This window comes from Haloimpatiens massiliensis (assembly GCF_900184255.1).
GTDB classification, from domain to species: Bacteria; Bacillota; Clostridia; order Clostridiales; family Clostridiaceae; genus Haloimpatiens; species Haloimpatiens massiliensis.
Genome location: NZ_LT854640.1, coordinates 1350001 through 1364133 on the forward strand (window position 1 = coordinate 1350001; position 14133 = coordinate 1364133).

Consider the following 14133-nt stretch of genomic DNA (forward strand, 5'->3'; position numbering starts at 1 on the left):
GAGTCTGAATAGGGCGATTAGTTGCATGCTGTAGACCCGAAACCGGGTGACCTATCCATGGCCAGGTTGAAGCGGAAGTAAAATTCCGTGGAGGACCGAACCACGTTGGTGTTGAAAAACCATGGGATGAGCTGTGGATAGCGGAGAAATTCCAATCGAACTCGGAGATAGCTGGTTCTCCCCGAAATAGCTTTAGGGCTAGCGTCAGGTAATTGAGTAATGGAGGTAGAGCACTGAATAGGCTAGGGGGCATATCGCTTACCGAACCTTATCAAACTCCGAATGCCATTTACTTTTATCCTGGCAGTCAGACTACGAATGATAAGATCCGTGGTCAAGAGGGAAACAGCCCAGACCATCAGCTAAGGTCCCAAAGTGTAAGTTAAGTGGTAAAGGATGTGGGATTTCTAAGACAACTAGGATGTTGGCTTAGAAGCAGCCACTCATTTAAAGAGTGCGTAATAGCTCACTAGTCAAGAGATCCTGCGCCGAAGATGTCCGGGGCTCAAACTTACCACCGAAGCTATGGATATACTATGTATATGGTAGGGGAGCTTTCTGTACGGGTTGAAGTCGTACCGTAAGGAGCGGTGGACTGTACAGAAGTGAGAATGCTGGCATAAGTAGCGAGAAATGAGTGAGAATCTCATTGGCCGAAAATCTAAGGTTTCCTGAGGAAGGCTCGTCCGCTCAGGGTTAGTCGGGACCTAAGCCGAGGCCGAAAGGCGTAGGTGATGGACAATCGGTTGATATTCCGATACCACCATGATCCGTTTGAGAAATGGGGTGACGCAGTAGGATAGGATGTGCGCACTGATGGATGTGCGTCTAAGCACTTAGGATGATTGAACAGGCAAATCCGTTCAATCTTAAGTCTGAGGTGTGATGGGGAGTGAAATTTTAGTAGCGAAGTATCCAATTCCACACTGCCAAGAAAAGCCTCTATCGAGGAAAATGGTGCCCGTACCGCAAACCGACNAAGATTCTTCAACACTGTGCAATTTTGAAAGAACAAAAAGTTCTTTACTCTAGTATTTACATACTAGAAACTTAGTAACTAGTTAATCTAGTCCTCTAGTACACTAGAAACCTAGCTGCGCAGCAGCTACTCACTAGCCCACTAGACGCTAGCACACTAAAAAACATCTGGTGATTATGGCTTGAAGGTAACACTCCTTCCCATTCCGAACAGGTCGGTTAAGCTTCAAAGCGCCGATGGTACTGCAGGGGAAGCCCTGTGGGAGAGTAGGTCGTCGCCAGGTTATATATTCCGCGATAGCTCAACGGTGGAGCACTCGGCTGTTAACCGATAGGTTGAAGGTTCGAATCCTTTTCGCGGAGCCATTTATTTTGGGGGTTTATACCTCTTTTTTTGTTTTTTTGGAAGCGTTTTTATTTAACAATATAGTTTTTTTGTTTTATTTAACATTTTTAGAATTAAATATGTTATAGTATTTATGTATTCTATTCATAAAGTGTAACTAATCTTGGAGGCGGTCTAAATGATATTTATGAAAAAAAATAAGCAAAAAACAGAATTAACTAAAGAGTATGAAGATGAGAATAGTAAAGTGTTAGAAGGGATATATAAAATCAATGATAAACAAAAGTATCAAAGTATACTTGGTGAAAAGGTTTACGTTAGGTCAGAGGGTACTTTAGATATTACAGAACAATTAATTAAATCTGTAGAGGCAATAAATACCCAATTAGATATAAACTCTAGTAATATAGCTAAAACTGTAGATGTGTCCTCAGAGGTAGGGTCTTTTTCAGAAGAGGTAAATGCTAGTGTACAGGAAACTTTAAATGTTATTGGCAACATGATGAAAAAGGCTGATTTAGGACAGGCATCCATGGATAATTTAATAAAAAGTATAGATATAATAAAAAATACTGTTTTTAATATGGAAGAAGTATTGCTTCAATTGTCTGAGAAATATAGTAAGATAAAGGGAATAGTAGATACTATAAAGGGCATAGCTAAAACGACTCATTTATTATCTTTAAATGCTAATATAGAAGCTGCTAGAGCTGGTGAAGCAGGGAAAGGGTTTGTTGTAGTAGCTAGCGAAGTTAAAAAATTGGCAGAAAATAGCTCTATATCAGCAGATGAAATAGATAAAATAATAGAGGAGATTACAGATGTTACAGATAAAACATTAGGAATTATAAAAGAGGGAGCAGAAAAAGTTTCTCAAAGTACTAGTATTGCTGGAGAAAGTAAGAAATCTATAGATGACTTAATAGAATCAGTAGATAGGACAAAGGCTATTTCACAGCAAATAGCAAATGCTGTTAGGGAGCAAACAGAAAAAAATCAATATATGATTTCTGTTATAAGTGAAATGGTGGAAGGAAGTGAGAGGGTAAAGTTTTTCAATGAAGACATATCCATAAACGCTGAAAGGCAAAGAGCTGCATTAAATGTTTTAAAGGAGACCATAACTAATTTGAATGAACTATCTGGGAATAAAAACAATGTAGCTAAGGAAAAAGTGAAATTTAATATATGTTTTAATAAATTGGAGACTTTTGACCCATTAAAAGCTACTGATATGAATACTATAGGAATACTATCTTTAATCAATATTGGATTAGTTCAATTTGGAACTGGCACAGATATAATAGGAGCAATAGCTAAAAACTGGCATTTGGAAGAAGACAATGTTACTTGGGATTTTCAGTTGAGAAGAGGATTAAAGTTCCATAATGGAAGAGAAGTAACTGCTAGAGATGTGAAGTTTTCATTTGAAAGGCTATTGAGTAAGAAAGAGAACTCACCTAATAGATGGTTATTAAGTGCGATTAAAGGAGCAAGGGAGTTCTACCAGGGAAAAACTCATGAAGTTAATGGTATAGTTGTGTATGGAGATTATAATTTAAAAATAGTATTAGAACATCCATACAGTTCTTTTGTAAATAATCTAGCTCATGGATCATGTGCAATACTTCCTAAGGAAGAAATAAGCAATATGGGCAGAAAACCTATTGGAGCTGGTCCTTTTAAATTTAAGGAATATAGAAGTGAAGATGAAATATTAGTATTAGAGAAAGTTGATAAATATGCTTTAGGTGAAGCTATGATAGATGAAATAAACATAATATACAGCTTAGAAGATACTACTAAGGCATTTTTGGATGGAAATTTAGATTATATAGTAGTTTCTCCTGAAAATATAGAAAAGATAAGAGATAAAGGATTTAATATAAATAAGAAGTCTTGTTTAGGTTCAAGGTTTATAACTTTGAACTTTCAGAGAAACAATCCACTGATAAATAGCAAGAAAGCTAGACAAGCTATTAATTACTGTGTTGATAGGGAAAAAATAGTTAGAGAAGCTATGGGAGGATTAGAAATAGAAAACAGTGGCTTAATACCACCTATAATATTAAATGGAAGTAAGTCTGTAGGATATAAAAGAAATATGGGAATGGCAAAACAACTTATGGCTGAAAGTGGGATTAAAAATGGAAAGTTATCTTTATTAGTATCAAGAGATGGAAATACTAAGTATGTTCATTCTGCTATAGCTAGAATTTTAAAAAATAATTTACAAGATATAGGAATAGAATTAAGTGTGAATGAGGTAAAAGGATCTGAATACTATAATAAAAACAATGCAGACAAGTGTGATATGTTAATTTATGGATGGTTAGGGGATTCAGGTACTGCGGATAACTTTATGGAACCATTGATAGATTTAGAAAACCCGGCAAATAGAAGTAGATATAATAATCCTAAATTAATGGAAATGATAAATGAAACTAAAAAAATAAATAATCCTTATAAATATAGAGCCATGATTGAAAAAATAGAAAAAACCATAGTAGAGGATGCTCCATATATATTTTTAAGCAGCATATGTAACAATTATGCTTTTGGTAAAAATGTAAAAGGCTTAAAAGTAACACCTGTAAGTTTAATCAATTTACAGGATGTTTGGAAGGAATAAAGGAAAATTGTTAAGAGTTTATATTTCCAAAATAGTTATTTGGAAGTATAAACTCTTTTATAATGGAATTATATTTTTAATTTTTTGTAGTTACTTCTATGTTTTTACCATCTCCAGATACGAGGATGTTTCCATCTAAATCGGATCTATATAATTTACAATTGATTTTTCTTAATTTAGATAAAGTCTCCCTATGAGGATGGCCATATTTATTATCTTTTCCACAAGTGGATATAGCTATTTTAGGGCTAACACTTTTTAAAAAAGCTGCAGAAGTAGAAGAAACACTACCATGATGACCAAGTTTTAAAACATCGGCGGATACATCGTATTTTTTAGATAATACATCTTTTTCTACTAAAGCTTCAGCATCTCCTGTAAAGAGAAATTTATTCTCTTTATATTTTAGCTTTATTATAGGTGAATAGTTGTTTAATTCTTCATAATTACTTCTAGTGGGTGATAGCATTTCACATATTACATCCTTACCTAAGTCTAGGGATACCCCTTCTTTGGCCACATGAATTTTTAAGTTTTTAGATTTTAGTGAGTTAATCATATCTTTGTAGGTTTTAGTAGTATGATTTTTTTTAGGAGCATAAAAATTAGCTATGTCCAAGGAGTTTATAACATAACTAGCTCCACCTATATGATCTTCATGAGGATGAGTAGTTATAAAATAATCTAATTTTTTTACATTAATTTTATTTAAATAGGAAAGAAGTTTATCTTTACTATCTCTAGGACCAGCATCTATTAACATGTTTTTATTGTTCACTTGAATTAATATACTATCACCTTGTCCTACATTTATATAGTGTACAAGTATATTATCTTGAGATTTTTTAAAAGTTTCTTCTGTGTTGTTGGTAGTGTTTTTAGTATCTCTACTAGATGAATTATTAGTGTTGGAATTAGTGCATCCAACTAGCAAAAAAGCACAAAACATAATTGATAAAAATACAGAAATGAATTTTTTAAATATTTTCATAAAGTACCTCCAGTTTAAATATTAAATGCATATTTATATTATATATGTACCTATCATTTAATAAAAGGAGTTTATTTTACATTATGCACATTCAAATAAATAATAAGCCAGTATGCTAGTCTATTTTGCGTCATACTGCGTCAGCAGAACCCATCCATAGTTCTACTAGCGGCGGAACCTGCTTCCTTGTCTGACACAAAATATACAAGTATCTTTGACTTGTTATTTCTTTTCATGTACCTTATGCATTTTAAATTTCTAATTACAGTGTTTATACTGTATAGTTGAAAATAGAAATAAGCATTAGTATAATATAATTAGCTAAAAAAGTAAAAGGAAGGTATGGGACATGATAACTTTTTTAAAAATAACAGTTTTTATATTTTATATGATAGGAGCAATTTTTAAAACAATTAAACTTAGTTTTTTAAAGAAATTTTCTTCTGGGGACAAGTATAACAGATATTTAAATAAATCAGTTTATAAATGGGGAAAATTTTCAGTTGATTTAGTGGGAGTTAAACTTAATATTGAGGGAGAAGAAAACATACCAAATGAAGCATGCTTATTTGTTTCTAATCACCAGAGTAATGTAGATATACCGTGTCTAATTGCAGGAATCAATAGACCTATGGGTTTTATATCTAAAAAAGAGCTAATAAAAGCTCCAGTTATATCTACATGGATGAAAGCAATACATTGTGTATTTATGGATAGAAAAAATGTTAGAGAGTCTTTGAAGTCCATACAAGAGGGAGTAAACATATTGAAAAATGGCAATAATATGGTTATATTCCCAGAGGGAACTAGAAGTAAAAGCAGTGCCGTAGGAGAATTTAAAAAAGGAAGTATGAAATTGGCTACTAAGGCAGGGGTTATGGTAGTGCCTGTTACAATTGATGGGACATATAAGGCATGGGAAGGAAATGGTGGAAAAGGTCTTATTCCGGCAGATGTAACAATTAAAATACATAAAGGTATAAAGGTTAGAGAATTAGATAGAGAACAAAAAGCTACCTTAGCTGAGGACGTTAGAAAGATTATATTAAGTGGAATAGAAAGATAGCAATATAAGTAGTTTTTCATTGAAAATATAAAACTTAAAATTTAAAATTAATGATAAAACTCCTTTAGGAGTTTTTAATAAAATATAAATTAAAGAATTGTATAGCAATTTCAATTTACATTCTAAATTCTTAATTTAAAAGTATTATTCTACATTAAAGTTAATGTAAATTATATATAGTGATTAACCCACAATAAGGTACAATGTAATGGAATTATGAAATTTCTCCTCCATAACTTGCATAAGAGCTCGGAACAATAAATTTAATTTAAGAAATTCTAATCTTTTAGCCATATAAAATTATCTAACGCTCACATTCAGCGTCCTGCCTCAGGTTCGCTAGCCTGGCGTCCTTGCCAGGCTTACGATAATTTTATTTGTCTAAAAGAAGAATTTCTAAAATTAAATTTAAACAGTTCTTTTGCTTCTTATGCAAGTCATTCCAGAGAAATTTCATAATTCAGGTAATGTAATGCTTTTTGTGGGATAATCATATAGTAAAATATATTGAAATCTTATGAAATATAATATATAATATAAGTGAAAAATTAGTAATATTTAAAATATAATATATCTTCGGGGCAGGGTGAAAATCCCTACCGGCGGTTATAGCCCGCGAGCCGTAAGGCAGATTCGGTGTAATTCCGAAGCCGACAGTTAGAGTCTGGATGGGAGAGGAGAAATTCTTATTTTGTTTTTTGAGCCCTGAATTATTTCAGGGCTTTTAATTTTCCCAAAATATTCCTCGATAAAACTGGGAGGGGTTTTTATGAAAAACTCAAAATTAAACAAAAATATCAAAATATCATTATTAGCAGTAATAGCTTTTTTACTTATGTTTATTGAAGTATCAATACCTATATTCCCTGAGTTCCTTAAAATAGATATAAGTGATTTACCAGCACTAATTGGAACCTTTGCGTTCGGGCCTATAGCTGGGGTTATAATTGAATTTATGAAAAATGTGCTTCATGGATTATTTGCAAGTACAACAGCTTTTATAGGAGAGTTTGCAAACTTTTTAGTAGGTTCAATGATGGTAATAACTGCTGGGCTTATTTACAATAGAAAGAAGGACAAGAAGTGTGCAGTTATAGCATTAATTGCAGGCACATTAGTCATGAGTTTGGGTGCAGCTATAGTGAATCTTTTGGTGTTATTGCCAATGTATGAAAAAGTATTAGGATTTCCTATAAGTTCAGTAATAGGTATGAGTTCTAAAGTAAACCCAAAGGTTATAAATTTAGGTACACTTATAATTTGGGCTATAATTCCTTTTAACTTAATAAAGGGAGCTATAGTATGTGTTATGACTAGATTGGTATATAAAAGTGTTTCTCCAATACTACACAAGGAACAAATAAAAATAGCAAATGAGGATTTTGAAAAAAATATCAACAATAGTATAGGAAATAAATAAAAAATAAAGAGTATATAATAAAGATTAAACCATAAAAGGGTACAATGTGGTGGAATTATGAAATTTCTCCTCCATGACTTGCATAAGAGCTCGGAACAATAAATTTAAACAGTTCCTTTGCTTCTTATGCAAGTCATTCCAGAGAAATTTCATAATTAAAGTAATTTAATACTTTTTGTGGGATAATCATAATAAATAATTTAAATTTTTTTAGTTATAAAATATAAATTTTAAATTAAAGAATAATAAGGGTATGAAATTTACCTGTGAAAGTTAAATAAATAATCCCTAGTTTTTAACTAATTATTAGTTTAAACTGGGGATTTAATTTATATATTTCTATTCCACATTATTAAACCGTCTTCTCCATCGGAATAGTATTTTTTTCTAATCCCCTCTTCTTTAAAGTCAAACTTCTTATATAAGTTTTGAGCGGCAACATTAGATGTTCTAACTTCTAATGTTAGTTCTTTTACCCCAAGATTTCTACATAAATCAAAAATACCATTCATTAAGTGAAATGAAATACCTAAACCGCGATAATTAGGGTGCACCGCTATGCTTATGATATGAGCTTCATCAAGTATGGCCCATATACCAACATATCCCACCACTAAGTCATCTATAAGGGCTACTATATAGTGAGCAAATTTATTCTCTAATTCTTTTGTAAATGAGCTTTTAGACCAAGGGTCTTTAAAACTAAGTGAATTTATTTTAAGAACTGTGTCAATATATTCATCTGAGATATTTTTTATTATTATATCATTCATATTATTCCTTCTTTTTTTCATATTCTCTTTCAGCTTGTGATTTTCTTAAATAGACGGGACTAGCAGTTAATATATCATCAGTCTTATTTTCTTTAAAAAGTTCCATACCTAACTGGCCTAATGAGGCAGAATTCATTATATTCAAATGCGTAGGAGCAAAAAAGCACTGATCCAAAGAGTTTCTTAACTTAGATGAAAATTTGTAAGTGCCGTCTCCTATAAAAGTAACTGTAGAATTTTTTTCTTTTATAATATTTATTAATTCATCAATATGGATAGCCATGTAATCAGTTATTCTGCACAATTTTCCGTTATGGAATGTAAATAGGGCGGTATAAACATTGTCTCTTAAAGCGTCTAAAATAGGGCATATTAAGCCAGAGGTATAGGCTAAATTGTTAGCAAGAGAATCTAAAGAAGATACGCTCACTAAAGGTTTATTTAATCCTTGGCAAAGGCCTTTTATAGTTGCCATTCCAATTCTTAAGCCAGTAAATGAGCCAGGTCCCTTTGAACAAACAAATCCATCTATAGAGTTTATATTTAAACCTATATTTTGTAGTAGATTTTCTATCATAGGCATAAGAATTACTGAATGTTGTTTTTTATAATTAAAAGTTATTTCTCCTAAAACTTTAGCATCTTCAAGTACAGCGCAACTTGCTACTTCTGTTGAAGAGTCTATACTTAAAATTCTCATATTTTAATCTCCTTTACGTAATTATATCTATCTCCAGTGTAATTAATAATTATTTTCCTAAAATTTTCTCCTAGTTCAGGGAGCTTATATATGCTTATTTCCATATGAAACTCTGGAATAAGTTCTTCTATGTAATTTGCCCATTCTATAACGCTTACTGCAGGGCTAAATATATATTCATCAAAACCAATAGCATTTATTTCATCTGGATCATTTACCCTATAAACGTCAAAGTGGTAAAATTTTAATCTGCCATTATATTCATTAACTATATTGAATGTAGGACTTGTTATATAATCTGTAACACCCAATCCTTTAGCAATTCCTTTGGTAAGATGAGTTTTACCAGTACCTAAATCTCCAATTAGACATATAACATCTCCTGGCAAGGCTGATTTCCCTATTTGCTCTCCTACACATAAGGTTTTTTCAATACTATCTACTATAAATTCCATAAAATCCTCTCCTAGTTATTCAATAGTTTACACTATAAATATTCTATACTAAAAATACAAAAAATAAAAGGTAATCCTCTAATTTAGAATTACCTAATGTTATAATATAATTTAAGTGTATCTTTTAAATAGCACACAGCTGTAGGGCATATTTCTCCCTCAGATGCCATATTGTCTATTATGCTGAATGCCTTTTCATTATCTAAACCTTTTCTATAAGGCCTGTCTTCTGTTAAAGCTTGATATATGTCACAAACAGATAGTATTCTAGATTCCTCACAAAGCTCAGAAGAATTTAATCCCTTTGGATATCCCTTAGAATTTAATTTTTCATGATGATTAGAAGCCCAATTTTTTATGTCATCTATATTTTTTATTCTGCTCAATATCATATTTGTATAGTAGGAGTGAGATTTTATAATAGCAAATTCATCTGAAGTGAGTGCACCATTTTTATCTAATATATCTGATGGAATAGCTAATTTACCTATATCATGTAATAAGCCTGCTATTTTCATTTTAATACATTTTTCATGAGGATAATTTAAATATTTAGATACATTAAATGCTAAATTAGAAATACCTCTAGAATGCATAGCAGTAAACTTACTTTTATTATCTATGACTTTAGAAAAGATGTATGCTATACTTTCAAATTGATTTATATCCATATAAATGTCTAGTTTAGGAGAAATGTTATCTAAAATAAAATCCATGTACTGTATATTATCCATGTTAAACCAAAACATATCTATAGAGCTTACTTTGAGAAATGCATTTACAATTTCTTTTGAAAAAATTTTATCCTCTTGTGAAATTACCCAGTTTACTATGGAGTGTTTTTGTAAATACGAAGGTAACACAGGATTGTGATAGGATTCAACTAAATCAGAAATTATAATAATTTGACTTTCAATAGGAATTTCTGAACATTTTAAGCCGTTAGGACCGCTGCCGTCAACATTTTCATGGTGGTGAAGTATTATATTACATAAATCATCGAATATAGGAAAAGCATCTACTATGGAAGCTCCAATTAAGCAGTGCTGTTTTACAAAATTATCTGTGTCATCACTTTTTAATAAACTGTTTAAAGAGCCAATATCGTGTAGAAGAGAAGATACATATAATTCAACTGTAGAAGAAGTATCTAAAGAAAGAGTTTTACTAATTTCTAGAGCAATATATGTTGTTCTTTTAGAATGATGTATAAAAGTATGATTGTAAAAATTTGTATTTACATTTGAATTACTTTCAACAATTTTATTTTCACTTAAGCTTATTTGAGTTAAGTCTAAAGCTACGGATAAAGCCCTAACTACTTCTTCTAAATTAATTTTCATAGTGAAACCTCGCTTTACAATTATGGATTATTTTAGAAATTTAAGAATTTTGTATGAATATATTATACAATAATTTATTGCATAAAACAGTTATATTTTATAAAATATATATAAACATGTTTCTTAGTTTAAGATGGGAGGTATTTAAAGCTACCCCTAGAGATTTTTATCTAAGGGTAGAAAGTGTTATACAATGGAGTGGATGACATTATATTCTACTTCCATAAAATATGAAGTATTACAATAGGTAGCCATGGGGTAATAACGTATTTGATTATATAAAATTTAGAGGTGTAATATAATGAAAAAATATATAATAGCTATGTTACTTATATTAGCAGTGACTATTTCAGGGTGTAACAGTGGAAAAATTAATATAAGTAATAATAAAAACAAGGTAGAAAATGTAAACACGAATAATGCTAAAAAGGACAAAGAACAAGTTAAATTAGATATATTAGTTAGCAATAAATTTTTATACAGTTGCGTGAAGAAGATAGATGGAGGAAGACACAGGGTTGATTATATTTTTGATAAAAAAGGAAATGAAATAAATGTAAGTCATTATTATGATATAAGCTATGTACCAGATATTTTTATATATGATGAATTTAATTTTTCAAAACTTAATAATAATTATATAGGCAAGATAGAAGGAAATAGAGTGGGGATAATAAATAGTTCGAGAGGAGCAAATCCTTTGTCTTATTATAAAAATGTAGACAAGTATGGTAATGGAGATGAGTGTATATTTTGGAATAATATTGATAATTACAAGGTGGTTTTAGTAAATGTTAAAAATGCAATAGTAGAAAGAGACCCTCTAAATAGAAGTTATTATGAGAAGAACTTCAAGGAGAGTTTAAAACAGTTAGAAGAATATGAAAAGACATTTAGAAAAGATGGAGATAAAATTAAAGATAAACTATTCATAATAGAAGGCAATAGTTTGGACTATATAATGGCTTATAGTGGATTAAAAACCATAAGCATAAATGAAAATATTCAAAATAATGAGCAAGTAGATTTGAATAAAATTATAGAAGAAAAATATAAAGAAAACAAAGATAAGATGGTATTAATATATTTTAGTGATGATTTTTTTAGCAAACATAAAGAGTTTATTAGTAAGAATCAAATAAAATGTGTGAAAGTAAGTAATTTTAATATAAATACTGAATATGATAAAGTGTTGGATTATGAAAAAAAATTATTTAGTACTCTTGTAAATATTTGTACTAAATAATAAATATGATGTATAATTGTTATAAGTAACTATAAGGAGGGGGATTTATGTTTGTCAATAATTTGATGTTATCAAAAGAAAAATTAATTACGGTGACAACGAAAGATACTATTAAAAAGGCTCTAGATTTAATGGAGAAAAATAATTTTTTATCAATTCCAGTATGTGATGGGGATAAATTCTATGGAAGTATATCTAAAGAAATGATATATACTTTTTATTATGAAAAATGTCCTGACAAAAAGTGTCTTTTAGAAGATTTTCAAGTAGAAAAGGTTATGAGAACAGATGTACCAACTATAGAGCCATTACAACAAATAGAAAAAGCTGCACATTTCTTAGAAACAAAGAATGTTTCTTTTGTAGCTGTAGTGGATAATTATGGAGAGTTTAAGGGTATTGTAACTCATCATGCTATATTCCACCAGTTTACAGAATTATTTGGATTAAATCAGGGAAAGAGATTAGCAGTTATAGCTTATGATATACAAGGGCAAATATCTAGATTATCAAAGATAATAACTGAAAATAATGGTGACATTATTAGTTTTGTTGTAGTTGATCCTAAGAGTTTAACTGAAGTAAAAGAGGTAGTTGTTAGAATAAAGGCTTCTGATGAAGTGTTTAGCAAAATAGAGCAGCAAGTTAAGGAAAATGGATTTAAAGTTCAGTAAATATAATGGAAGATTTTTAAGGTGACTTATGATTTTATAGGTCACCTTTTTAATTGATTGCTGCTCATTCGTACATTGCTCATTACATAAATTTTAGATCCTAATAATAGTATTGTAATATTAATATAATATTGATATAATAAAATGCATAAAGTTTATTACAAACTTATTATGATTGTTATAATTGTGGGTTAATTTATTTTTGAGTTAAAGAATAACTAATTCATTTATATCTTAAATCTTTTTAAAATGGGAGAAGATATAATATGAAAGAATTTAGTATTAACACAAATGTCTACTTTGGAGAAGGTTCTTTAGGGAGACTAAATGAAATCAAAAATAAAAGAGTATTGATTGTATGCGATAAATTTATGGAAACTTCAGGTATGGCTGCAAAGGTACAACAAAACCTTGTTGATTGTGAAGTAGCCATATATAGTGATATTGTACCTGATCCATCAGTAGAAGTTATCGCTGCTGGTATTCAAAAGCTAAAAAGTTGTAATGCACAGATTATGATAGCTCTTGGCGGAGGTTCATCAATTGATGGAGCTAAGGCTATTAGAGAATATGTGAAAAAAATTACTGGAGGAACTTCTACTATAGAAGAGTTTTATGCTATACCTACTACAAGCGGTACAGGCTCTGAGGTAACTGAATATGCAGTAATAACAAACAAACAAGAAGGATTAAAGTATGCTCTTGCAGATAAATCTCTTCTTCCAACGGTTGCTATTCTTGATCCAGAACTGGTAAAATCTGTACCTAAATCTATAACTGCCGATACAGGAATGGATGTAATTACACATGCTATAGAGGCTTATGTTTCAAAGAATGCTACCGATTTTTCAGATGCTCTTGCAGAGAAAGCTCTTACTTTAGCTTTTAGATTTTTACCACAGGCTTATGCTGATGGAAACGATATAGTTGCAAGAGAAAAACTTCACAATGCATCATGTTTAGCTGGTATGGCGTTTAATGCATCTGGACTTGGAATTACTCATAGTTTAGCTCATGCTGTAGGTGGGAAATTACATATTTCTCATGGAAGAAGTAATGCCATTATACTTCCTTATGCAATTGAATATAATGCTAACTTAAATAAAAAAGATTTTAATTCTGAATATGATATAGCAGCTAAGAAATATCAAAGACTTGCAAAATTATTGAAATTACATGCGCCAAATGTAAACATTGGCGTAAATAATTTAATTAGAAGCATTGTAGAACTTCAAAAGACTTTGATGATTCCAACAACATTAAAAGAACAAGGTGTTGACATGAACTTAGCTCAAGCATCAAGGAAAGAAATTATTAATGCAGCTCTTAAGGATATATGCACAGCGGCAAATCCTAGAGAAACAACAGGTGAAGATTTATTGAAAATTTTTGATAAAGTTTTAGGGTAAAATATTGGATTTTATACCACTCATTAATGGGTGGTTTTTTTTATATGATATTTTAAAAAAAGTTGAGAATTTATATTAAATAAAATATAATTAAAAATAT

Annotated in this window: 11 protein-coding genes, 1 tRNA gene, 1 rRNA gene, 1 riboswitch and 1 other annotated feature (1 of these 15 only partly in view); of the genes, 8 read left to right on the plus strand and 5 right to left on the minus strand. The window is 30.5% G+C overall.

Going from position 1 to position 14133, the window contains the following annotated elements:
- Positions 1 to 1075 (plus strand) — a sequence feature (23S ribosomal RNA rRNA prediction is too short); it begins 672 nt to the left of the window's first position.
- Between the two features lie 70 nt (positions 1076 to 1145).
- From rrf to C1715_RS14580, 3 genes are all read left to right on the plus strand, one after another.
- Positions 1146 to 1262, plus strand: a 5S ribosomal RNA gene (gene rrf / locus C1715_RS14570).
- 7 nt (positions 1263 to 1269) lie between these two features.
- Positions 1270 to 1344, plus strand: a tRNA-Asn gene (locus C1715_RS14575).
- Between the two features lie 158 nt (positions 1345 to 1502).
- Positions 1503 to 3956 (plus strand): ABC transporter substrate-binding protein, encoded by a 2454-nt coding sequence (locus C1715_RS14580; protein ID WP_102401184.1) that lies wholly within the window; start codon positions 1503 to 1505, stop codon positions 3954 to 3956.
- A gap of 76 nt (positions 3957 to 4032) precedes the next feature.
- Here the strand turns inward: C1715_RS14580 and C1715_RS14585 are convergent, their stop codons facing one another.
- Complete coding sequence (locus tag C1715_RS14585; protein WP_102401185.1) at positions 4033 to 4947, minus strand: ComEC/Rec2 family competence protein; 915 nt, start codon at positions 4945 to 4947, stop codon at positions 4033 to 4035.
- A 349-nt stretch (positions 4948 to 5296) separates the two neighbouring features.
- Here C1715_RS14585 and C1715_RS14590 point away from each other — a divergent pair, with 349 nt between their 5' ends.
- Complete coding sequence (locus tag C1715_RS14590; protein ID WP_102401186.1) at positions 5297 to 6013, plus strand: lysophospholipid acyltransferase family protein; 717 nt, start codon at positions 5297 to 5299, stop codon at positions 6011 to 6013.
- A gap of 568 nt (positions 6014 to 6581) precedes the next feature.
- A riboswitch (FMN riboswitch) is annotated at positions 6582 to 6697 on the plus strand.
- Between the two features lie 85 nt (positions 6698 to 6782).
- The gene (locus C1715_RS14595) at positions 6783 to 7433 is read left to right on the plus strand and encodes an ECF transporter S component (protein ID WP_102401187.1); all 651 of its coding nucleotides are present in this window, start codon (positions 6783 to 6785) and stop codon (positions 7431 to 7433) included.
- Positions 7434 to 7762: 329 nt separating this feature from the next.
- Here the strand turns inward: C1715_RS14595 and rimI are convergent, their stop codons facing one another.
- From rimI to C1715_RS14615, 4 genes are all read right to left on the minus strand, one after another.
- A complete protein-coding gene (gene rimI, locus C1715_RS14600) occupies positions 7763 to 8206 on the minus strand; it encodes a ribosomal protein S18-alanine N-acetyltransferase (RefSeq protein ID WP_102401188.1) in 444 nt (147 codons plus the stop codon).
- A gap of 1 nt (position 8207) precedes the next feature.
- Complete coding sequence (gene tsaB, locus C1715_RS14605; RefSeq protein WP_035293962.1) at positions 8208 to 8906, minus strand: tRNA (adenosine(37)-N6)-threonylcarbamoyltransferase complex dimerization subunit type 1 TsaB; 699 nt, start codon at positions 8904 to 8906, stop codon at positions 8208 to 8210.
- Positions 8903 to 9361 (minus strand): tRNA (adenosine(37)-N6)-threonylcarbamoyltransferase complex ATPase subunit type 1 TsaE, encoded by a 459-nt coding sequence (tsaE, locus tag C1715_RS14610; RefSeq protein ID WP_102401189.1) that lies wholly within the window; start codon positions 9359 to 9361, stop codon positions 8903 to 8905. Before tsaE ends, tsaB begins: the two co-directional genes overlap by 4 nt.
- An 89-nt stretch (positions 9362 to 9450) precedes the next feature.
- Positions 9451 to 10704 (minus strand): HD-GYP domain-containing protein, encoded by a 1254-nt coding sequence (locus tag C1715_RS14615; RefSeq protein ID WP_102401190.1) that lies wholly within the window; start codon positions 10702 to 10704, stop codon positions 9451 to 9453.
- Between the two features lie 301 nt (positions 10705 to 11005).
- Here C1715_RS14615 and C1715_RS14620 point away from each other — a divergent pair, with 301 nt between their 5' ends.
- The 3 genes from C1715_RS14620 to C1715_RS14630 all read left to right on the plus strand — a co-directional run bounded on the left by C1715_RS14620 (position 11006) and on the right by C1715_RS14630 (position 14033).
- A complete protein-coding gene (locus C1715_RS14620) occupies positions 11006 to 11950 on the plus strand; it encodes a metal ABC transporter substrate-binding protein (protein WP_102401191.1) in 945 nt (314 codons plus the stop codon).
- Positions 11951 to 11997: 47 nt separating this feature from the next.
- Positions 11998 to 12624, plus strand: coding sequence for a CBS domain-containing protein (locus C1715_RS14625; RefSeq protein ID WP_102401192.1), 627 nt, complete (start codon positions 11998 to 12000; stop codon positions 12622 to 12624).
- A gap of 266 nt (positions 12625 to 12890) precedes the next feature.
- Positions 12891 to 14033 (plus strand): 1-propanol dehydrogenase PduQ, encoded by a 1143-nt coding sequence (locus tag C1715_RS14630; RefSeq protein WP_102401193.1) that lies wholly within the window; start codon positions 12891 to 12893, stop codon positions 14031 to 14033.
- Positions 14034 to 14133 lie beyond the last annotated feature (100 nt).

Excerpts from the sequence above, each read along its gene's own strand:
- C1715_RS14580 (WP_102401184.1), top strand. The coding sequence starts at position 1,503 with ATGATATTTATGAAAAAAAATAAGCAAAAAACAGAATTAACTAAAGAG.
- C1715_RS14585 (WP_102401185.1), bottom strand. The coding sequence starts at position 4,947 with ATGAAAATATTTAAAAAATTCATTTCTGTATTTTTATCAATTATGTTT.
- C1715_RS14590 (WP_102401186.1), top strand. The coding sequence starts at position 5,297 with ATGATAACTTTTTTAAAAATAACAGTTTTTATATTTTATATGATAGGA.
- C1715_RS14595 (WP_102401187.1), top strand. The coding sequence starts at position 6,783 with ATGAAAAACTCAAAATTAAACAAAAATATCAAAATATCATTATTAGCA.
- rimI (WP_102401188.1), bottom strand. The coding sequence starts at position 8,206 with ATGAATGATATAATAATAAAAAATATCTCAGATGAATATATTGACACA.
- tsaB (WP_035293962.1), bottom strand. The coding sequence starts at position 8,906 with ATGAGAATTTTAAGTATAGACTCTTCAACAGAAGTAGCAAGTTGCGCT.
- tsaE (WP_102401189.1), bottom strand. The coding sequence starts at position 9,361 with ATGGAATTTATAGTAGATAGTATTGAAAAAACCTTATGTGTAGGAGAG.
- C1715_RS14615 (WP_102401190.1), bottom strand. The coding sequence starts at position 10,704 with ATGAAAATTAATTTAGAAGAAGTAGTTAGGGCTTTATCCGTAGCTTTA.
- C1715_RS14620 (WP_102401191.1), top strand. The coding sequence starts at position 11,006 with ATGAAAAAATATATAATAGCTATGTTACTTATATTAGCAGTGACTATT.
- C1715_RS14625 (WP_102401192.1), top strand. The coding sequence starts at position 11,998 with ATGTTTGTCAATAATTTGATGTTATCAAAAGAAAAATTAATTACGGTG.
- C1715_RS14630 (WP_102401193.1), top strand. The coding sequence starts at position 12,891 with ATGAAAGAATTTAGTATTAACACAAATGTCTACTTTGGAGAAGGTTCT.